This is a genomic window from Bacteroidota bacterium, from assembly GCA_039821555.1.
GTDB lineage: Bacteria > Bacteroidota > Rhodothermia > Rhodothermales > Rubricoccaceae > JBCBEX01.
Map to the genome: position 1 here is coordinate 45,862 of JBCBNX010000010.1, position 21,191 is coordinate 67,052.

The following is a 21,191-nucleotide window of genomic DNA, read 5'->3' on the forward strand; positions in this document are numbered from 1 at the left end:
AGGGCGGTAAGCGTCGGACGCCGGAACTCAACCCGAGGTCAGGCCGAAACCACGTACAGGCGGCCTGGCCGGACGCTCGGAAGTAGGGCATTTACCTCCGGCATCGCCGTTTCGATCACGCTTCGCTTGTTGCTGACGGCGGTGACGAGGACCACGGCGAGGTCGTACTTCGAGAGGTGCTGCTGGTAGCGCATGTTCCTGTCCAGCGTGAACAGAACATCGAACTCGGCCTCCGCGGATGTAAGCAGGTCGCCGTTCGTTTTGCCGCTCCAGCCTCGTTCGCGGACGGTGACCACTTCGTGGGTCGCGTCGAACGACCGCTTCAGCTTCCGGTCTACGTTCTCGTCCAGAAGTACGCGCATCAGGCGTTGGCAAGCAGCGCGTCCTTGGCCATCGTGAGAAAGGCAACGGCCTGCTCCCGACTCACGCTCGGAAAGCCATCGAGAAACTCGTCGAGGGTTTCGCCGCCCTCGAGGTAGTCGAGAAGTGTCTGTACGGGGACGCGGGTGCCCTGGAAGACGGGTGTGCCGCCCATGATCTCAGGATCGGCGTGGAAGATCTCGTGGCGTTCCATGGTCTCACGGTGTAGTGAAGTGGTGGAATGCCTCGTGCTCCCGTTCGATCCGTAAGCAGGCAAATCGACAAGGCGACCGCGGAGGGCACCTTCGAGCGGCTCACGCAGCCCGGCCAGATCGCTGTCGTGTACTCGAATCGCGCCGAGCGGGAGGAGTACCTGCAGTACCTCGGCTACCTCCGCCACCTCGGCTACATCGAGGCGGGCGTCGAGGACCTAGAGCTGGCCGACATGCAGGGCGTACGCGGCCTCCACGCGCTCCGCGTCGCCATCGCCGCCGCACCACCCGTGCACTCCGGTGATGCTCTCCCCGACGACCCCGCCGCCCTCGTGCGCGCCGTCGCGGAGGTGTTTCAGGTGCCTACTGCTGGAGCTATGGAGGCAGCGTAGCAGCAACGACGAACGAACAGATTGCGGCTCAGCCGCTAACGGGCAGCGACCGCGAAAGGTGGGAGAGGCAACGTAGACGCCGAAGCCCGGACGAAGCAAGAGCAATGGAGCCCGTTGTCGGCCTGCAGCCACGGGTTCTACCGCCCCCCACCTACGAAGGCAGCTGAGCAAGAAACACCCGGAAGTCGCGTAATACATCGGCCACAAGCTCCTCGCCCTCGAACGTGAGCAGTTGGCCGTTGACCTCGACGGTCGGATCGGAGAGGTCAGCGTCGATCAACCGAGCCGCGAGGTGGCCCGCCTCGTTCCGCTCGCGTGTCCCGACCCGTTCGAGCGCGGGGAAGTGCAGGGACACGGCACGCTCGACCTCCGATGCCGCCAGTTCACCACGCTCGTACCGGGTGAGCGCTTGAACTATCTGAGCGATGAGCCTCGCGTTGGTCACGTTCGAGCACGGGGCGGTAGAACTACTACTTCTGTCGATTGCACGCAGTCTTTTAGGCAATGTGCACCCAAAAGGCTGCGTGGGACTAAATAATAGGCGTACAGGTACTGTCTTGTCCACTCCGCTGCTATTCGTTTGGTTACGTCCCGTATCGCGACGAGAGATCAAAAGGGGAGCTTTTTCGGTATTGAAACCAACGTGTCTATTCGATTCCAAAACATCAGGGGAAGCGAGTCTCGGTATGTAGCCGAGCGCTAGCTTCCACGCATGAACACGCCTGCGCCGTCGGTCCAGCCCGTGCCCCTGCCTGACCGCGCGGGCCTCATCATCGCCACGCTGTGGCTGCTCGTCTTCTCGGCGGCGAGCCAGATCATCATCGTCGCGCCGATCCTGCCGATGGTCGGCGCGCAACTCGGCGTCGGCGATGCGGTGCTCGGGACGCTGATGACCGTCTACGCGGCGGCAGTCGGGGTGAGCACGCTTCTGACGGGACCCGTGTCGGACCGCGTAGGGCGTCGGCGCGTGCTGCTCGTCGGGGCGGCCTCGATGGCCGTCGTGCTCGCGCTGCACGGGCTGGCGGAAAGCTTCGCATCGCTGCTGGTGCTGCGGGCGCTCGCGGGCGCGGCGGGCGGCATCCTCTCGGGCGGCGCGGTGGCCTACGTCGGCGACACGTTCCCGCCCGACCGGCGCGGCTGGGCCAACGGCTGGGTGATGAGTGGCTTCGCGGTGGGGCAGATCCTCGGCATCCCCATCGGACGCACGCTCGCCGACCTCTACGGCTTCCGCGCCCCGTTCCTCGTCTTCGCCGCCACGATGGTCGTGGCGACCGTGATTGTCTGGACGCTACTCCCCGACGCGACCAACAACCGCGACACCGAGCGCCTCACGCTGCGCCGCGTGGGCCGAGGCTACGGCGAGCTGCTGCGCCGCGCCGACACGCGCCGGGCGAGCGTCATCTTCGCCGTGCTGTTCCTCGGCGTCGGGCTGTTCGTGACCTACTTCCCCGTCTGGATGGAAAACCGCCTCGGCTTCACCGGCGTGATGATCTCCGGCGTCTACGCGCTCGGCGGGCTGTCCAACGTGCTCATCGGGCCGCGCGCGGGGCGTATCTCGGACATCGTAGGCCGCAAGCCCGTCATCATTGCGGCGTCGGCGGGGGTAGGGCTGTTCATGGCCGCAACGCCCCTCAGCGGCGGCGTGCCGTGGGGCCCGTTCGCGCTCTTCTTCGGCATCATGGGCTGCGCGGCGGCCCGCTACAGCGCGTTCCAGGCGATGCTCACCGAACTCGTCGTGGGCGCGCGGCGTGGGTCGTTCATGAGTTTGACGATCGCCATCGGCCAGGTCGGCTTCGCCGTTGGGAGCGCCGTAGCCGGGACGCTCTATGCGGGCATCGGCTTCCCGATGAGCGCCATCATCGCAGGCGGGCTCTCGGTCACTGCGGCGCTTCTCGTGTGGATCGGTCTCCCCGAGACGCTCGGCCACGATGCGGACTCAGAGCAAGCCATCCAGCGCACCCGCTCCCAGGTGGTCCATCCTGCAGGCTGCGGCCCGTGCCCGGAGAGCGTCACGACGAGCGAGGAGGTCGCTGTCCGGTAGCGCTCCGCCCACGTCGCCGAGCCTCAATCCACGTCGCCGAGGACGAACACGTCGTCGATGAGGAGGAAGGCGAACATCACGGTCTCGGTCTCTCCCAGGATCTCCATGGACTCGAACTCGGTCTCCAGGACGTGCCAGGTGCCCTCAGACTCGGTGTCGGTGAGGTACGAGGTCACCGTGTAGGTGACGTAGGTCCCGATCATGCGGGCTAGTTGCTGGAGGGCCCCCTCGGCTCTGGCGAGGTCGTCGGCGTCGGCCGGGTCGAGGGCGCGCTGCCAGCGGTCGGGACCGTCGCCGCGGAAGACGATGTGGGGGGCGGCAGCCTCGGCGTTGCCTGTCCGGGTCCAGTCCAGCAGGTCGGCGAGGAGCGCTTCGAGGCGTGGCTGCGCGTCCGGGATGGGCAGTGTCAGCGGGGCCATGTCCGGGTGTGCCGAGACATAGAGGTAGGTGCCCCCGTCCTCGATGAAAAAGAGCGTGGGGCGGCGACCCGCGACTTCGAACTGCACCTGCGCGCCCGGGACGCCTTCGATCTCGTGTGGAACGACAATCACCTCGGTCCGGGGCGTAATCTGGGCGTCGCCTAGCGCGAAGTCGAGTTCGGCGAGGACCTGCGGGACGCGTTCGGCGGCATCGGCCGGGGAGCAGGGAGCCGGTCCGCGTCCATTGCCTGGATAGGTGCGGCAGAAAAGGAGCGTCGCCGCGTCAGCGGTCGATAGCTCGCCGTCGATGGCCCGCTGCAGGAGCGCGGCGCGCGCCGGGAGCTGCACGTTCAAGTCCGGTGCCTGCAGGATCGGGAGGTCCAGCATCGATGGGGCCTCCGGGGGCGCCGCCTCGGCGAGCAGCATCGAGGGGCCGTCGCCGACCTGCACGAGGAGCGGGCGGGACGCGTGGTCGGCAAAGAAAAACGCGGACAGCCCGACGAGGTCGCCGTCGCGGCGGACTTTCACTACGGCCTCGGTGAGGGTATGTCCTTCACGGGCGCGCGTTGTGATCGCGTCCGGGGTCCAACTTGCCTCGGGCGGCAAGGCCGCGTTGATGCCCGTCACGAGGGCTGCCGCCGTGTCTTCCATGCGCGGATCGCCCTCGTAGACGCACGGTGCAACGCTGCCGCCTTCGTCACCGTTCGTGCGATCGAGGCACGCCAGGTGCTCGAACAGCGGCGAGGCATCGCCTGCCCGCGCGATCTGCGCGAGAGCGTCGAGGGCAGCCGTCACGCGAGACTCGTCGATCTGAGCCTGTGCGTGCTGCGAAAGCGTTGCAAGCAGGACGACGAGGGCAAGTGTCAGGGGGCGCATGGTGAAGTAGAGAGGCAGGGTGAGGCGACAGCATGCAAGCGCGAAGTGGGCCTCACGCAGCGCAGCTGTGTACGTCACGAAGCGTTGCGTGAGAAGCGCAGACCGCTTCGGTGTGGTACGGCTTCAGCGATGGGGGGTGGTACGGAGATGCTGAAGCCGCAGATGCACGCTAGGAATCACGTCTAGGGTGATAAGGTTCAGCGCAGCCAGCCCGGAGTAGCATCAGAGATCGATGAAAAAACGTGCTTCAGAGGTTCTCAGGGCAATGACTAGAGGCTCGCAGGACTCCGGGCGGAGAGGCCACCAGCGACATACCGTCGGTGCAACACGTGCGCCAGCGGCGTGACCCTGGCAGCGGCGAGTGCGGCTCCACGCGTGCGAACCCGGCTACGCCACATGCATGCAGAGCCATGCGCCCTCGAACCAGAAGTATGGAACAGCGAAACCACCACCAAGCTGTCCATGTCCCGCAGCACCTTGAGCGGGCGCGCCCACAGCCCGATGCGAAGGGTACGCGGAGGGCGCTTGAATCTTGCACCGAGAGTCAATACCTTGACCTGTCCACGCTCTCGCCAAGAAACCCGACGGCCTCTGCTCCTGGTTACGCGCTCCGATTGTACCACCCCGCACCGGATGCCCGTGTCCCGACGAATTGAGCTAGCCGCCCTCTTGGCGAGCGACGCGACCGCGCACAGCGCGGCGTACGTCGCCGTGTTGCTGACCGCCGCCCAGTGGTGGTCGTGGCCTGAGGCCGTTGCGCTAGCGCCCGGCTCCCCCTACCTCGTCCTCGCCGCCGGTGCGGTGTTCTGGACACTCCTGTTCGTCCTCGCCGGGCTCTACCAGGAACGCTTCGCCGCGAGCCGCTTCGACGAGGTGACCACGCTCGTGAAGGTGACGGCTGTCGGGACGCTCGGCCTGTTCTTCGGCGGTGTCCTCGATGCGCTGCCCCCGGACGCGGCTCGGACGGTGGCCATGCTCTATGGCGGCACGTTCATCGGCCTCGCAGCGCTGGGACGCTTCGCCGTCCGCTCGATCCAGAAGCGCCGCATCCTCGCGGGGTACGGTCGCCACCGCGCCGTGATCGTCGGCTGGAGCGACCGCGTGGCGGAGGTGCACGACGAGGTCGCGCGCTACCCGGCAGCGGGCCTAGAGATCGTCGGCGCCGTCCGGCTGCGGCGCGACGAGCCCGAACTCGTCATCGTGGGCGAGGACGACCGGCGCGAGTCCTCCGGCGGCGACGGCTCCGTCTACGCCTCCTCCGGCGACGGCCTCGCCTTCGACGCCAACGGCCTCTCCGAGGCGCTCCACGCCATCGACCACCTGCCCGACCTGATCGACCGGCTCGAAGTGCAGGACGTGCTCATCGCGCTGGGGTCGGACGACCACGTCTACCTCGACGAGGTGCTCCGCGTCTGCGACGGCAAGGCCGTCACGCTGAAGCTCGTCCCCGACTTCTACGCCGTCGTTGGTGGCATGGCGCGGACGGAGCACATGTACGGCCTCCCGCTCATCGAGGTGCTGCCCGAGCCGATGTCGGCGGTGGACCGCGCGGCGAAGCGCGGCTTCGACCTCGCCGTGAGTTCGGCCATCCTGCTCGCCGGCCTCCCGCTATGGATCCTGCTCGGCCTCGCTGTGCGCCTGACCTCGAAAGGACCGGCGATCTACCGGCAGGTGCGCACGGGCCAGCACGGCGAGCCGTTCACGATCTACAAGTTCCGCACGATGGTGGACGGCGCCGAACGGGGCACAGGGCCCGTGTGGGCGACCAAGAACGACGCGCGCATCACCCCGCTCGGCGCGTGGCTGCGCAAGCTGCGCCTGGACGAGGTGCCGCAGCTCTGGAACGTGCTCAAGGGCGAGATGAGCCTCGTCGGCCCGCGCCCGGAGCGGCCCTACTTCGTGCGCAAGCTCGCCGCCGAGATCCCGCTCTACCGCCGCCGCCACCGCGTCCCGCCCGGCGTGACCGGCCTCGCACAGGTGAAGTGGGGCTACGACCAGTCTCTCGACGACGTGCGCCAGAAGCTGAAGTACGACCTGTTCTACATCGAGAACATGAGCCTCGGCATGGACGCGCGCATCCTCCTGCAGACGATCCGGACCGCGCTCACGGGGAAGGGGCAGTGAGTAGACCGAACGCAATCCATGCATTGCGATCATTCGGGAGGAAGGCTACAACGTTCGTGGCGCTGGTGATGCTGTCAGTTCAGCTAGGGTCCTGTGCGCTGTTCTCCAATGACTTCCCCTCGGTTCAAGTCGATCTTGTTAGAACCGAAGGGACCGACCCTACTCGTGTAGCACTCTACAACATGGAGGGATACTTCAGCGCTACCATCACGTCGAGAAGCAAAGAGTCGCTGAGCATATCCGGTGACTACTTGAGCGAGATGTTTGATGAGGGAGTAATTCGGTTTGAATCGACGGGGTGCAGTTTTGCCATCGAAGGGGAAGAAATCGTTCAGAGGTCAGTGATGACCTCGTATAGCAACTATTCCTTATACCTGTGTACCTGGGAATATCAAGCAAAAAATGACTCAATGATTATTGAGTATGTGCTGCCAAACATCAGAGAGGAGGACGAACTGTTTTTGTTCGTGAGGCGAGGGACGCCCTGAACGCGTCTGCTGGAGTTTGAATGAGTCATCCTGAGCGCGCGAAGCGAGCCGAAGGATCTATGTCTACCTCGACGCTCGGAGCACGACTTGGAAGCTGGCCCGCAGATCCTTCGGCTCTGGCCTGGGGCCTCCGCTCAGGATGACAAGGGCGAAGCCAGGTGGCAATGCAACGAGGAGTGTCACTGAAGGCTGACAGCACCTCGCTGACCGCCGTAGCTTCCGGTATCCTCCCTCTACCAAGCCTGCACACGCCGTGGACGCCCCCACCACTGCCGTACTCGGGACGGCCCTGCCCTCGTCCTCCATTGACCACGAGGCCCTCTACCGCGACCTGGCGCTGCCGCGCGCCGTCGAGGAAAAGATGCTCCGCCTCATCCGCCAGAACCGCATCAGCAAGTGGTTCTCGGGCTACGGCCAGGAGGCCATCGCCGTGGGCTGCGCGACCGGCCTGAACCCGGACGACACCATCCTGCCGATGCACCGCAACCTCGGCGTGTGGACCACGCGCGGGGTGCCGCTGCGCCCGCTCTTCTGCCAGCTCATGGGCAAGGACGGCGGCTTCACCAACGGCCGCGACCGCACCTTCCACTTCGGCACGCTCGACCACGGCATCGTCGGGATGATCTCGCACCTCGCGGCGATGCTGCCGGTGGCGTGCGGCTTCGGCCTCGCCGCGCAGCTCGACGGCGCGACGCGCGTGGCACTGGCCTTCTGCGGCGAGGGCGCGACCCGCGAGGGCGACTTCCACGAGGCGCTCAACCTCGCCGCCGTCTGGAAGCTGCCCGTCGTCTTCGTGGTGGAGAACAACGGCTACGGCCTCTCGACGCCCACGGGCGACGCGATGGCCGTGCAGCACATCGCGGACGCGGCGGCGGGCTACGGCATGGCGGGCTTCCGCGTGGACGGCAACGACGTGCTCGCGGTCATCCGCGCGGTGCGGCAAGCGGCCAGCCGCGCGCGCATCGGCGAGGGGCCGACGCTGCTGGAGATGAAGACCTTCCGCATGCGCGGCCACGAGGAGGCCTCCGGCACGAAGTACGTCCCCGACGAGCTCTTCGAGCGCTGGGGCAAGCGCGACCCTGTGGCGCGCTACCGCCGCTATCTCGTCGAGCACAGCTTCCTCACCGAGGCCGACCTCAACCTTATCGACGCAGAGGTGGCCGCTGAGGTCGAGGAGGTGGCCGAGTGGGCGCTCACGCAGCCCGAGGTCGCGAGCACGCCCGAGCGCGAGCGGTCCGACGTGTTCGCGCCGGGCCCTGACGCCCAGCACTTTGAGGAAGCCGGCCTCGTACCAACATCCAACGTGCCTCGAACGCAGCAGCGCTTCATCGACGCGCTCTCGGACGGCCTGCGCCACGCCATGCGCGCCGACGACCGCATCGTGATCCTGGGCCAGGACATCGCGGACTACGGCGGCGTCTTCAAGGTCACGCAAGGCTTCCTCGACGAATTCGGAGCTGCCCGCGTCCGCAACACGCCCATCATCGAGTCAGGCGCGCTCGGCTGCGCGCTCGGGCTCGCGCTCGACGGCTACAAGCCCGTCGTGGAGATGCAGTACGCCGACTTCATCACGTGCGGCTTCAACCAGATCGTCAACAACCTCGCCGCGACGCACTACCGCTGGGGCGCGCCGGTCAACGTCACCATCCGCGCGCCGTTCGGCGGCGGCATCGGGGCGGGACCGTTCCACTCACAGAGCCCCGAGGCCTGGTTCTGCCACGCGCCCGGCCTGAAGGTGGTCATCCCCGCGACGCCCGCCGACGCGAAGGGACTGCTGCGTGCGGCCATCGCCGAGCCCAACCCGGTGCTCTTCTTCGAGCACAAGCTGCTCTACCGCTCGCTCAAAGGGCTCGTCCCCGACGGCGACACGGCCGTCCCGCTCGGGGAGGCGCGCATCGCCCGCTCGGGTACAGACCTGACCATCGTGACGTGGGGCGTGGGCGTCCGGTGGGCCGAGGACGAGGCCGCGCAGTGGGCTGCCGAGGAGGGCGCAGAGATCGAGGTGATCGACCTGCGCACGCTCGTCCCGTGGGACCGCGCCACCGTGCTCGACTCGCTTCGCAAGACGAACCGGCTGCTCGTGCTCCACGAGGCGCAGCGCACGGGCGGCTTCGGGGCGGAGATCGCCGCCGAGCTCGCGGAGGAGGCGTTCGGGTACCTCGACGCGCCGCCGGCGCGGGTGGCCGCGGAGGATTGGCCGATCCCGTTTGCGAAGCCGCTCGAAGGGCTCTACACCGCGCGGCGCACCCTCTACGCCGCCATCGACCGCACGCTGGCGTACTGACCTCTGGGCCGCTAGGTCAGCAGAAGGCTGGGATCGTGTGAGAGAGGTCGGCGTCCAACGCGCTACCTCCTCGCCCCGCCCTCCTGTGCCCCGTCCCCGTGCGTCATGCCCGACACGATCCCTAGCTACGACTCGATGGCGGCGTTCTACGCGGCCATTGGGGGGACGATGGAGCAGGTCGAGGGCTTCACCGTGCACCCGATGGAAGAGGTCCACGCCGAGGCGCCGTACGCCTCGCCGCTCTTCCGGGCGAACTACTACTCCATCGTGCTCATCCGCACCGGCGGCGGGCACTACGTCATCGACGAGCAGACGCACCCGACCCGGGCGCGGACGATCTACTTCACCAACCCTGGCCATGTGAAGGGCTTCGGCGTGAAGGAGCCCACAACGGGGTTCGTCATCACCTTTGAGGAGGGGTTTCTCAAGCGCTACGTCCACGGGGGCGTCCTCGACGACTTCCCGTTCCTCATCGCCGAGGCGGTCCCGCCGAGCTACCTCGCCCCGGAGCACTTTCGCAGCTACGACGACCTCGCCGCACAGCTCTTGCGCGAGTACGAGGGCGCGTCGACCTACAAGTTCAAAGTGCTCGGCAGCCTGCTGGTCGTGCTCCTCCTGAAGCTGCGCGAGGACTTCTGGGACACCTACGATCCGCTGTGCGAGGCCGACGACACGACGGATGGCAGCACACTCCTCGTACGGACGTTCAAACGCAACCTCGAAGCGCGCTTGCGGGCGCTGGTCGCGGGCGACGGGCCGCCGGAGGCGCGTGCGCTGCCGCAGGTGCAGGACCTCGCCGCCGCGCAGCACCTCCACCCGAGCTACTTCTCGACGGTCGTCCGCCGCAAAACGGGGCGCTCCGTCAACGCGTGGATCGCCGAGAAGGCGACCGCCGAGGCGCAAGCGCTCCTCGCCCGCACCGAGGTGCCGGTGAAGGAGGTCGCCTACCGGCTCGGCTTCAAGGAGCCGGGGCACTTCTCGCGCTACTTCAAGAAGCACACGGGCCAGACGCCCACGACCTTCCGCGCGGGAGTGTGAGGCATCCGTTACAGCACCCTAGTTGTACGGCCTCAGAGTCACGCTGAGTTCGACTGAGAACCTCTGCCGACTGCGGTGCTCTGAAGGATTGCCGAGATCCCAGATCGAGTCCGGGATGACAAGGAAGGGAAATCAAGGCAATGCGTGACAACGCTTCTGGTCTGAGAAATTGGTAGGGCCTCCTAGAATCCGTGCATGGAGGCAGCGCGGGCAAACAGGGAGATTGAGGGCAGATCAACGGGCGCGGCGCTCCACGGCTGCCGCGCCATCCACTCCGCTCAACCGCTCCTGTCATGACCACGACCTCCATCCAGACCCCGATGCCCACCCGCCAACTCGGCACCGACGGGCCCCGCGCCTCCGCGCTCGCCCTCGGCCTCATGGGCATGTCCGACCTCTACGGCCCCGCCGACCGCGCCGAGTCCATCGCCACGATTCACGCCGCGCTCGACGCGGGTGTCACGCTCCTCGACACGGGCGACTTCTACGGGATGGGCCACAACGAACTTCTTCTCCGCGAGGCGCTCCATCAACGAGGCGCTCTGCAGGGCCACAACCGCGAGGGCATCCAGATCAGCGTCAAGTTCGGCGCGCTGCGCGGGCCGGACGGCTCGTGGCTCGGCATCGACGGGCGGCCTGCCGCCGTCAAGAACGCGCTCGCCTACACGCTCCAGCGCCTCGGCACCGACTACGTCGACACCTACCGCCTCGCGCGCCTCGACCCGAACGTCCCCATCGAGGACACCGTCGGCGCGATCAAAGAGCTGATCGAAGCGGGCTACGTCCGCCATGTCGGGCTCTCCGAAGCGGGCGCCGACACGATCCGCCGCGCGCACGCCGTCCACCCGGTGAGCGATCTCCAGATCGAGCACTCCCTCATCTCGCGCGGTATCGAAGACGAGATCCTCCCGACGACGCGCGAACTCGGCATCGGAGTCACGGCCTATGGCGTGCTCTCGCGCGGGCTACTCTCGGGCCACTGGACGCCCGAGCGCTCCGAGACGAGCCGCGACTTCCGCGCGATCCTACCGCGCTTCCACGGCGAGAACCTCCAGCAAAACCTCGCCCTCGTCGAGGCGCTGCGCGGGGTCGCGGAGTCGAAGGGCGCATCTGTCGCGCAGATCGCGATCGCGTGGGTGCTCTCGCGGGGCGGAGACATCGTGCCGCTCGTGGGGGCCCGCAGCCGGACGCGTCTCAGTGAGTCGCTCGGGGCCGTCGCGGTGACGCTCACCGACGCCGACCTCGCGCAGATCGAGCAGGCCGTGCCGAAGGGGGTCGCCGCTGGGACGCGCTACGCCGAGGGGCAAATGGCGATGCTCGACAGCGAACGCTAGACCGCATCGGACGTACGACCACGAAGCCGCTCGCCAGCGATGGGAGCGGCTTCGCTGTGACCGAACGCGCTCGGTCGGCGTGTACCTTGGCGTTGCCCCCACGTATCCCAACCGCTATGCCTCTCGAATCGCTCCTCGTCGTCGGCGACCGCGTGCTCGTGCGCCCAGAAGAAGCCGACAGCCAGACGCAGGCCGGGCTCTACCTCCCGGCGAGCGTGCGCGCTAAGCAGCGCGTCCAGGCTGGCCGCGTAGTCAAAACCGGGCCGGGCCACATGATGCCGAACCCCGAGTTCTCCGACGCCGAGCCGTGGGCGCCCGAGCGCCCTGCGGTGCGCTACCTCCCGCTCCAGGCCGAGCCCGGCGACCTCGCCCTGTTTCTCCAGGAGAAGGCCATCGAGCTGGAATACGACGGCGAGCAGTACCTCATCCTGCCGCACGAGGCCATCCTCGCGCTCGTGCGCCCCGACGCTTCGCCGTCGCTCGACGACCTCTTCTAGGTCGCGGATCGAGTCGAGGTGCTTCGCGGGAAACCAGGAGGGTTACATCGAGTGGGCGGTGTGCTCCGTCGGCGAGTCGAGGCGGAAGGGGACGGACGGACGGACGAGGCGCTTGGCAGGCTGGCCTTGAACGAGGTGGTAGGTGCCGCCTAGTTCGAGCGCGTCGTAGGTCTGCACGGTGCCAGCCGCATCGGGCCACGTCACCTCCAGTGCGAGGATGCGCGCAGCGTCGCCCAGCCCGATAGTCTGCAGCAGGGCGTTTGCGCCGAAAGAGCCGCCCGTCGAGACGGTGCGCGTGATCGTCCGCTCGGTGCCGCGTGCGTCGGCGACGGTGAGCCGCAACCGGGCTCCGATGGCGCTGCGGTTCGAGCCGCTCCCTTCGTTGGCAGCCGGGTTGCCTTCGAGCAAGAACGTGACGTGTGCCTGCCCGAAGCCCGGGTTCTCGAAGAGCGCGTTCGGAAAGACATCGCCCTCGACGGCGCCACCCATGACGGCGTAGACGTCCTCGTCGCCGTCGCGGTCGAGGTCGGCGAAGGCGATGCCGTGCCCCTTCTGGAGGTGCCCGAAGCCGCCGTCCATCGTCACCTCGTCGAACGTGCCGGTCGGGCCACCGAGGAACATGCGGTTGGGCACGAGCGAGCGCAGGTCCGGCGCGCCCGTCCCGACGTAGGCGTCGAGCCAGCCGTCGCCGTTGAGGTCGCCGAAGCTGCTGCCCATCCCGAAGACGACGCGGTCGAGGCCGGCTTCGGTTGTCACGTCGGTGAACATCGGGAGCCCTGCCTCGTCGGCGCCGTCATTTCGGTAGAGGCGCGGGCGTTCGGCTTGCGACGCCTCGCCGAGAAACTCGCGGGCGACCTGGCCCGCCACGTCTTCAAAGAAGCGCGCGTCGTAGGAGACAACAAACAGGTCCTCATCGCCGTCGTGGTCGTAGTCCCACCACCACGTCGGGAACGAGAACGTCGGAGCTTGCACGCCCGCCTGGGCCGCTACTTCCTCGAATAGGGCGCCTTCGCGGTTGAGGAAGAGGAGGTTGTTGCTGCCGAGGACCGAGACATAGAGGTCAGGCCAGCCGTCGTCGTTCGCGTCGCCGAAGGCCGCGCCCTTGACGAACGCATCGACGGTGAGGCCGAGGTCCGCAGCGCTCTCCGTGAAGACGCCGGTGCCATCGTTGAGGTAGAGGTGCGACGGGTGCCGCTGCCCCGCCGCCGCGTCGCCTACGCCTAGCTCGGCGTACGACCCCATCGACTCGTGCCCGACGAAGAGGTCGAGGTCGCCGTCACGGTCCACGTCGGCCCAGGCGGCCACCTGTGTCGGATGGCCCGCGCCGAAGTCGGTGCTGCCGAGTCCCGCTGCTGTCGTCACATCCTCAAACGTCCCATCGCCGTTGTTGCGCAGCAGTGAGTTTGGGTGCGTCCCGACGGCGCCGAGCCACGCGCCACGCAGTACGAGCACGTCCGTGTTGCCGTCGTTGTCGATGTCGGCGTGCGTCGTGTTGAGCCCGCTCACGATGCCGTCGAGGCCAGCGGCCTGCGTGTGGTCGCGGTAGCCGCCCGTCCCGTCAGCAAGGAAGAGCCGCACGTTCTCGTCGAGTCCGTAGGCGCTCATAAACAGGTCGAGGTGCCCGTCGCCGTCGAAGTCGGCCACCGAGATGCCGCCTGAGAGCCCATCCACATCCAGCCCGAGCTTCGGCGCGACGTTCTCGAAGCGCGGGAGCGCGGCGTTCGCAGGGCGCGCGAGGCCCGGCACGCGGAGGTTGGCAGGCACGCCGCTGGGGTACTCGCCGACGGCGATGTACGCGAGATTCAGCAGGTATCGACTGCCGAGGTCACTGGGGAAGTGGCGCGCGAGGGCGGTGTAGAGCCGGATCGCGGTGCGGGCATGCGTTTCGTCGGTGTGCTCGGCCTCGGGCGCAAACGGGAGGATACAGACGGCGCCGTTGTGGTTGGTCAAGCAGTTTTCCTGCTCGGCGAGGCGGAGGTGGCTGAGCGCGAGGAGATCCACGAGCGGCTTCGTGCGTGGCGAGAGCGCCCCGGGCGCCCGGGGGTCGCTAGGCATCGCGTCGGTGCCGATCTGCTCGGGGCGCAGGCCCACTTGCCGCAGCAGGTCCTCGGTCTCGACGATGGCCGCGCGCGAGTCGCCCGCGTCGAGCACCTCCTCGGCAAAGGCGTAGCGCAGCGAGAATGCCTGCGGCCCGACGACGCGCATGAGCCGCGCCCGGATCGCCTCGGCCCGGCGCCGGTTGCGGTGGAAGTAGGGCGTGGGCGTCGCGTTCGCCGAATCGACGATGGCGGCCAGCGCCGTCACCATCCCCGCAGTACCGTCTGCTTCTAGCAAGGTAGCGCCCTCGTTTTCCGAGGCCGTACCACAGCCAGCGGCGAGCACAAGGGAGAGAAGGAGCACGGCGGCTCCCCCCGCTTGACGCACCTGCACGGTGGTCAAGCTGTCCCCCTCGCGAGCGAGGGGGACAGTTCGAAGAGCGGAGAGCCGCCAGGCGCGGAGACGATGAGAACGGGGGGAGCGAAGCATGGCAGAGAATAACCTTGAACCGTGAATGGCACCCTGTAGCGCACGCGGCCCACGACGTTCCCGCCACGCCCGATTCGTACCTTTCGCCAACGATTCTGAGACATCCCGCGCCGGGGTGTCTTTTTTAGTAGGACGCGATTCATCTTTCTCCGCCCCCCGTCTCTGACGCCTCGATCATGGCCGACACCCTCGACACCATCGTCTCCCTTGCGAAGCGCCGCGGCTTCCTCTTCCAGTCCTCTGAGATCTACGGCGGCCTCGCCGCGACCTACGACTACGGCCCGCTCGGCGTCGAGCTCAAGCGCCGCGTTCAGGACCGCTGGTGGCGCGCGATGGTCTACGAGCACGACAACGTCGAGGGCCTCGACGCGGCCATCCTCATGCACCCGACCGTCTGGAAGGCGTCGGGCCACGTGGACGCGTTCAACGACCCGATGATCGACGACAAGCAGTCGAAGAAGCGCTACCGCGCCGACCAACTCATCGAGGGCCACATCGCGAAGCTGCGCAAGAAGGGCAAGGACGAGGACGCCGACGCCGTCTACGAGCGCTTCGTCCGCGCGCTCCACGCCGACGACCTGCCGCAGGCCCTCTTCGACATCATCCAGGACGAGGGCATCCGCGCCCCTGACTCCGGCGCGTTCGACTGGACCGCCGTGCGGCAGTTCAACCTCATGTTCGAGACGCAACTCGGCGCGCTCGCTGAAGGCGACAGCACGGTCTACCTCCGCCCTGAGACCGCGCAGGGCATCTTCGTCAACTTCCACAACGTCCAGCAGACGAGCCGCCAGCAGGTGCCCTTCGGCATCGCCCAGATCGGGAAGGCCTTCCGCAACGAGATCGTCGCGCGCCAGTTCATCTTCCGCATGCGCGAGTTCGAGCAGATGGAGATGCAGTACTTCATCAAGCCCGGTGACCAGAGGGACGCCTACGCCGCGTGGTCCGAAAAGCGGATGGGCTGGCACGTCGGCAACGGCATCCGCACGAGCAAGCTGCGCTGGCACGAGCACGAGAAGCTCGCCCACTACGCCGATGCCGCGCAGGACGTACAGTACGAGTTCCCCTTTGGCTGGAACGAGGTCGAGGGCATCCACTCGCGCACGGACTTCGACCTGAAAGGCCACCAGGAGCACTCCGGCAAGAAGATGGAGTACTTCGACCCGCACACGAAGGAGCGCTACATCCCCTACGTCGTCGAGACGTCCGTCGGCCTCGACCGCACGATCCTGATGGTGCTCTGCGACGCCTACCGGGAGGAGGAAGTCGCCGACCACAACGGGAAAGTCGCTAAGCGGACCGTGATGAAGTTCCAGCCGCAGCTCGCGCCCTTCACGGCGGCGATCTTCCCGCTCGTCAAGAAGGACGGCATGCCCGAGCGCGCCGAGGCCATCGCCGCCGACCTGCGCGGGCGCTTCAACGTGATGTACGACGAGAAGGGCTCCGTCGGCAAGCGCTACCGCCGCATGGACGAGATCGGTACGCCCTACTGCCTCACCATCGACGGCGACACGCTGGAGGACGGCACGGTGACGATCCGCGACCGCGACTCGCTGGAGCAGGTCCGCATCCCCGCCGAGCGCGCCGCCGAGGTCATCCAGCAGCGCATCGACGCCTGGACGCCGGAGTGACGAACCGACGGGACAGGGAAACGGGGAGTCGAGGGAACAGCGATCTCCCCGCGTGTCATCCTGAGCGGAGCCGGAACGGCGGAGTCGAAGGATCTGCGGGCTGGCTTGACGGCTTCATCCTAGGTATTGAGATAGACAGAGATCCTTCGGCTCACTCCGTTCGCTCAGGATGACATCTTGGTAAAAGGTGACGATGGCCTTCCGCCAGGCGCAGAGCAGGTTCTGAAAAAATTAGCGCTCGGAATCTCCATCGTAGATGTAGTTCGCCAGGATGCCAATTAGCATCGCATACGCTAAGACTTCGCTCATCCAGGCAATGGGAACGAACTCATCAGGAGCGAAGCTGAGAGCGTAACAGCCGAGCATGCTGGCGACGATCAGGACTCGGTTCTTTCGTTTCGGTTCGAGGATTTTATTTGACTTCTCGCTTGGCTGCATGCGGTGTGCTGGTATAGCGGATGATGGCCTGCTGTAGGGAAAAGAGATTGGGGTATAACACCCTGTCTACCCCCGCGCTTCGGTGGGCACATAGATGATGGCCCGCAGATCCTGCGACTCGCGTTGCTCGCTCAGGATGACATCGGCAGGGGAAGGCGGGAAAATGTGGCGGCGCCTGAGGCATCAGGCGGGGTAGACCTAGGCCCCAGCGAAGCAGCGGCCATGCCTCCAAATCCGCCTCGGTCGTGCAGGATTTGCCTAGAACCGCGCGGCGCAGGCGGCTAGGTTGAGGCCGCCACCGTTCACCAGCCCCAGCCTCATGCGCCTCCTTCTGGCTCTCCTGCTCGCGGCTCCTCCCGCGCTCGCCCAGCCCCTGTATCTCGACGTCACCGACGACGCGCTACCGACGATCCCGTTCAACCAACGCGCCACGATGGACATCGAAGCCGCTGACCTCGACGGGGACGGCGACCTCGACATCGTGCTCGCCTGCGAGGGCTGCGAGAACGTCCTGCTGATCAACAACGGCGACGGCACCTTCGCCGATGGCCGCGATCGTCTGCCCGATTCGAACACGTACGACTCCGAGGACATCGCCATCGCGGATTTCGACGGGGACGGCGACCTCGACCTGATTTTCGTGCAGGAGGACTTCATCAACTTCAACGGCATCGGCCGCCAGCACGAGTTCTTCCTCAACGACGGCACGGGCACCTTCACCCCGGCGCGCTTCACGTTGCCCGACAGCGAGGCCAACGCCATCGCCGTGGCAGATCTCAACAGCGACGACCGGCCGGACATCGTCATAGGCAACGCTGGTCAAGACTTCGTGCTCATCAACGACGGGCAGGGCGGCTTCCTCGACGAGACGGCCGCGCGCATTCCGGTCGAGGACCGCACCAACCAGGACGTCGCCTTTGCGGACGTGGACGGCGACGGCGACCTCGACCTCTTCGTCGGCAACGAGAACGACAACGCGCTGCTGCTCAACGACGGCACCGGCGTGTTCACCGATGTGACGGCGACCAACCTGCCGGCCTCCCCGCCCGTCGAGACGCGCAAGGCGACGTTCGCCGACGTGGACGGCGATGGTGACCTCGACGTCTACCTCTCGAACGTGTTCTTCCTCTTTCAGCGCGACCCGCAGGACCGGCTCTGGCTCAACGACGGCACGGGCGTCTTCACCGATGCCACCGCGGCCAACCTCCCGGCCTCGGCCGCCACCAACCTCGACGCGAAGTTCCTCGATGTGGACGGCGACGGCGACCTCGACCTCATCGCGCACGGCGTAGGGCAGACTGTACCGGTGCGGCTCTACACGAACGACGGGGCAGGCGTGTTCATAGACGCCACCGACGCGTTGCTTCCTGCGTTGCCGACCGCCGACGGCCTCGCGCTCGAAGTAGCTGACTTTGACGGCGACAAACGCCTGGACCTGTTCATCGGCAACCGTGGGCAGGTCGACCGCCTGCTGCTCCGCGACCCGAACGTGGGAACGGCTACCGAGACGGGCAGCGCAGACCTAGCGCGGCCGCTGCTCGCCCCGCCGTATCCCAACCCTGCTCGCGGCAGCGCCACCCTGAATGTCGAGCTAGCCAAGGCAGAACCGGTAGATCTGGCGATCTACGACCTTCTAGGCCGCCGTGTAGCTACAGTGCATGCGGGGCGTCTTGGGCAGGGGCAACACACGCGAACCGTGCGGACGGACTCGCTGGTCGCAGGCGTCTACGTGTGCCGGTTGACGACGGCTCGGTCGGTGGCTACGCAGTCGTTGTTCGTAGCAGGAGAAAGGTAGGGGGCAAAATTTTTCACCGCCTGCATCTTTGCTCGAAACGGCCCCGTAGGGCCACGCATCCGGAACGGACCCGTTCACAACGGGCTTGCCAGTTAAACGGCTCGGCTGGCCGCCCACGCTGACGAGGTGACGAGCGTCAGCATCCTGGTCCGCTCCGGTTCACGCCCCTGGCCCTCGCGGTCGGGGGCGTTTTTTTGTGGGTTGTCACGATGCCCCGTAGAGACGCCGTGGTCCCGTAGAGACGCCTCGCCGAGGCGTCTCTACCCATGATCGCCATGCTGGCAACACGGTGAAGCGTCGCTAGACACGGGGGCGGCGTCCAGTCGGCAACGTCAGCGTGAACGTGGCACCCTCGCCGGAGCTACTTGTCGCCGTGAGGTCGCCGCCGTGAGCGTGGGCGATGGCGCGGCTGATCGCGAGGCCGAGGCCGCTGCCGGACGCACCCGCAGCGGCGCGCGTGCGCGCCGACGTGCCGCGGTAGTAGCGCTCGAAGACCGTCGCCAACTGCTCGGGTGGGATGCCCTCGCCGGTGTCCGCGATGCGCAGACACACGACGCTATCGAAAGCTTCGGCGCTGAGCCGGACGGTGCCGCCCTCGGGCGTGTGGCGCAGCGCGTTGGAGAGCAGGTTGTCGAGGACCCGCATCAGCCGCGCACCGTCAGCCCTGAGCACGGGGAGGCCGTCGGGGAGGTCGGTGTCGAGCGTGACGTCGGCGCCAGCGAAGTGCTTGGCGTGGGCGCGGGCGGCGTCGCGGGCAAGCTCGCCGAGCGGGACTGGGCCAAGGTGCAGCGCGCCGACGAGTTCGCCCGTCGAAGCCGCTGCCCGTTCGAGCGTGCTCAGTTCGAAGAGGTCCGACACGAGGCTCGTCATCTGGCGACCCTGCCGCTGGGCGATGGCGAGCGCGTCGCGGGCGGCGTCGGGGCGGTCCTCGCCGAGGTAGCGCGCCGCCTCGTCGAGGTAGCCGCGGATGGCCGTCAGCGGCGTGCGGAGGTCGTGGCCCACGTTGGCGACGAGTTCGCGCCGCATCCGGCCCGTCGCAGCGAGTGCGTCGATGCTGGCCTCGACCTGCGCGGCCATGTCGTTGATGGCCGCAGCGAGCCGTCCGATCTCGTCGGCGCGCTCGACGGGCAGCCGGGCGGTATAGTCGCCCTCGCCGATGCGCTCGACGCGCTGCGTGAAGCGCCGGATCGGGCGCACGAGCCACCACGTTAGCGCGCCGCCGAGCACGAGCGCGAGGCCTAGCGCGATCGCCCCGCCGAGGAGCAAGGCGTTTCGGTAGGCCCGCTGAGCGCCCGCGGCCTCTTCCTCCACCGTGCCGGTGAGTGGCTGCACCACCACGCCAGCGACGGGATAGCCCGCGTCGTCCAGAAGCGGCACCGCCGCCCACGACGTCTCGGTGCTCCAGACGTCGAGCGCCACCGCGATCCGGCCGGCGCGCACCGCTGCAACTGCGCTGTCGGGCACGGCCACGCCGGTGGTCGGGCGCGTCGCCTCCGCGAAGAGCCCACCTGGCTCGAACGTGTCGAGGGGGGTGCCCGTGGTGTCGATGAGCGCGAGCGGGTCGGCGAAGCGCGTGGCGAGGTCGTAGCGCAACAGGTCCGGCAGCGCAATCGTGTCGGCGGAGACGACGGCCCGGTCTTCGATCTCGCGGGCGAGCGCGTCCAGGCGCAGCGTCAGGCTCCGCTCGATGAGCGCCGACGACTCGCTCCGCACGAGCGTCGCGGCCAGCAGCACCGACAGCACCGCCGTCGCCACGAGCGCCCCCGCCAGCAGCGCAGCGAGCCGCCAGAATAGGGTACTGGTGCGTGGGGGTGTGGGGGTGTGGGGGCGCGCTTCCAGTGATTGCGGTTGCACCGAGTCGCGCGGAAGCCGTCCCGCAGAATGTGTTGATTTCGAAGCCGTCTGCTTCATCGGAAAAACACCCTCATACCCTCAAGCGCTCACACGCCCTCACTCTGCTGCCGAGGCGAATTTGTAGCCGACGCCCCAGACGGTGCGGACGAAACGCGGCGCGCCAGGGTCGTCCTCCAGCTTGGCGCGCAGCCGCTGCACATGGCTGTCGATGGTGCGGTCGTAGCCTTCGTAGGTGATGCCCCAAATGTCTTCCAGCAACTGCGTGCGCGAGAACGGACGATCTGGGTTCTGGGCGAGGTGGAGGAGGAGGTCGTACTCCCGAACGGTCAGGTGCAGGAAGTCGCCGCCGCGTGCCACCGCGCGCCGCATTGGGTCGATGGTGAGGTCGTCGAACGTGATCGGGGCCTCGCTGGGCGTGTCGCTTGGGGCGATGGCCCGCAACTCCTCGATCCGGCGCAGGCGGCGCAGCGCGGCACGGACGCGGGCGACCAACTCCTGCATGCTGAACGGCTTCGTGACGTAGTCGTCGGCCCCGACTTCCAGTCCGACGACGCGGTCGAGCTCGTCGCTGCGCGCGGTGAGCATGATGATGTAGAGCAGCGGGTGGTCGGCGCGGAGGCGGCGGCAGACCTCCAGGCCGTCGAGGCCCGGCAGCATCACGTCGAGCAGGACGAGGTCGGGGACGCGGCGCGCGACCGCATCGAGGGCGGCCGGGCCGGTGTCGGCGGTCGTGACCTCATAGCCCGCGTCCGAGAAGCGGGTGCCGACGAGCGTGCTCAGGTCGGGATCGTCCTCGACGAGGAGCAGGTGCGGGGTGGTCATAGCGGGGGCATTCAGCGAGGGGAGCGCGGCGTAGTAGGCGGGGCAGCCAAGCAGGTGCAGCTA

Annotated in this window: 17 protein-coding genes; 9 read left to right on the forward strand and 8 right to left on the reverse strand. The window is 67.4% G+C overall.

Going from position 1 to position 21,191, the window contains the following annotated elements; translation table 11 throughout:
• Positions 1–38 precede the first annotated feature (38 nt).
• Positions 39–362 (reverse strand): DUF5615 family PIN-like protein, encoded by a 324-nt coding sequence (locus AAFU51_12150; GenBank protein MEO1572011.1) that lies wholly within the window; start codon positions 360–362, stop codon positions 39–41.
• Positions 362–574, reverse strand: a complete 213-nt coding sequence (locus tag AAFU51_12155; protein MEO1572012.1) for a DUF433 domain-containing protein — start codon at positions 572–574, stop codon at positions 362–364. The genes AAFU51_12150 and AAFU51_12155 overlap by 1 nt, the downstream gene beginning before the upstream one ends.
• Positions 575–601: 27 nt before the next feature.
• Between AAFU51_12155 and AAFU51_12160 the strand changes: the two genes are divergently transcribed.
• Positions 602–964: a hypothetical protein gene (locus AAFU51_12160; protein MEO1572013.1), complete on the forward strand. Its 363-nt coding sequence runs from the start codon at positions 602–604 to the stop codon at positions 962–964.
• Positions 965–1,115: 151 nt separating this feature from the next.
• Here AAFU51_12160 and AAFU51_12165 read toward each other — a convergent pair whose 3' ends face one another.
• Entirely contained in the window at positions 1,116–1,409 is a 294-nt protein-coding gene (locus AAFU51_12165; GenBank protein MEO1572014.1) for a hypothetical protein, read from the reverse strand.
• A 267-nt stretch (positions 1,410–1,676) separates the two neighbouring features.
• Between AAFU51_12165 and AAFU51_12170 the strand changes: the two genes are divergently transcribed.
• Positions 1,677–3,005 (forward strand): MFS transporter, encoded by a 1,329-nt coding sequence (locus tag AAFU51_12170; protein MEO1572015.1) that lies wholly within the window; start codon positions 1,677–1,679, stop codon positions 3,003–3,005.
• A 23-nt stretch (positions 3,006–3,028) separates the two neighbouring features.
• On the opposite strand, the gene AAFU51_12175 is transcribed toward AAFU51_12170, so the two are convergent.
• A complete protein-coding gene (locus AAFU51_12175; GenBank protein MEO1572016.1) occupies positions 3,029–4,300 on the reverse strand; it encodes a hypothetical protein in 1,272 nt (423 codons plus the stop codon).
• 633 nt (positions 4,301–4,933) lie between these two features.
• Between AAFU51_12175 and AAFU51_12180 the strand changes: the two genes are divergently transcribed.
• From AAFU51_12180 to AAFU51_12200, 5 genes are all read left to right on the forward strand, one after another.
• The gene (locus AAFU51_12180; protein MEO1572017.1) at positions 4,934–6,424 is read left to right on the forward strand and encodes a sugar transferase; all 1,491 of its coding nucleotides are present in this window, start codon (positions 4,934–4,936) and stop codon (positions 6,422–6,424) included.
• 741 nt (positions 6,425–7,165) lie between these two features.
• Positions 7,166–9,196, forward strand: coding sequence for a dehydrogenase E1 component subunit alpha/beta (locus AAFU51_12185; GenBank protein ID MEO1572018.1), 2,031 nt, complete (start codon positions 7,166–7,168; stop codon positions 9,194–9,196).
• A 105-nt stretch (positions 9,197–9,301) separates the two neighbouring features.
• On the forward strand, positions 9,302–10,234 hold the full coding sequence (locus tag AAFU51_12190; GenBank protein MEO1572019.1) for an AraC family transcriptional regulator: 933 nt from the start codon (positions 9,302–9,304) through the stop codon (positions 10,232–10,234).
• Positions 10,235–10,527: 293 nt separating this feature from the next.
• Positions 10,528–11,568, forward strand: a complete 1,041-nt coding sequence (locus AAFU51_12195; GenBank protein MEO1572020.1) for an aldo/keto reductase — start codon at positions 10,528–10,530, stop codon at positions 11,566–11,568.
• Between the two features lie 116 nt (positions 11,569–11,684).
• Positions 11,685–12,065, forward strand: coding sequence for a co-chaperone GroES family protein (locus AAFU51_12200; GenBank protein ID MEO1572021.1), 381 nt, complete (start codon positions 11,685–11,687; stop codon positions 12,063–12,065).
• Between the two features lie 42 nt (positions 12,066–12,107).
• On the opposite strand, the gene AAFU51_12205 is transcribed toward AAFU51_12200, so the two are convergent.
• The gene (locus AAFU51_12205; GenBank protein MEO1572022.1) at positions 12,108–14,465 is read right to left on the reverse strand and encodes a CRTAC1 family protein; all 2,358 of its coding nucleotides are present in this window, start codon (positions 14,463–14,465) and stop codon (positions 12,108–12,110) included.
• Positions 14,466–14,767: 302 nt separating this feature from the next.
• Between AAFU51_12205 and AAFU51_12210 the strand changes: the two genes are divergently transcribed.
• Positions 14,768–16,219, forward strand: a complete 1,452-nt coding sequence (locus tag AAFU51_12210) for a glycine--tRNA ligase (GenBank protein ID MEO1572023.1) — start codon at positions 14,768–14,770, stop codon at positions 16,217–16,219.
• Positions 16,220–16,450: 231 nt separating this feature from the next.
• On the opposite strand, the gene AAFU51_12215 is transcribed toward AAFU51_12210, so the two are convergent.
• A complete protein-coding gene (locus AAFU51_12215; protein ID MEO1572024.1) occupies positions 16,451–16,585 on the reverse strand; it encodes a hypothetical protein in 135 nt (44 codons plus the stop codon).
• Between the two features lie 391 nt (positions 16,586–16,976).
• Between AAFU51_12215 and AAFU51_12220 the strand changes: the two genes are divergently transcribed.
• Positions 16,977–18,452: a T9SS type A sorting domain-containing protein gene (locus tag AAFU51_12220; protein MEO1572025.1), complete on the forward strand. Its 1,476-nt coding sequence runs from the start codon at positions 16,977–16,979 to the stop codon at positions 18,450–18,452.
• A gap of 300 nt (positions 18,453–18,752) precedes the next feature.
• On the opposite strand, the gene AAFU51_12225 is transcribed toward AAFU51_12220, so the two are convergent.
• Entirely contained in the window at positions 18,753–20,306 is a 1,554-nt protein-coding gene (locus AAFU51_12225) for a HAMP domain-containing sensor histidine kinase (protein ID MEO1572026.1), read from the reverse strand.
• A gap of 96 nt (positions 20,307–20,402) precedes the next feature.
• Positions 20,403–21,128: a response regulator transcription factor gene (locus tag AAFU51_12230; protein ID MEO1572027.1), complete on the reverse strand. Its 726-nt coding sequence runs from the start codon at positions 21,126–21,128 to the stop codon at positions 20,403–20,405.
• Between the last annotated feature and the right edge of the window lie 63 nt (positions 21,129–21,191).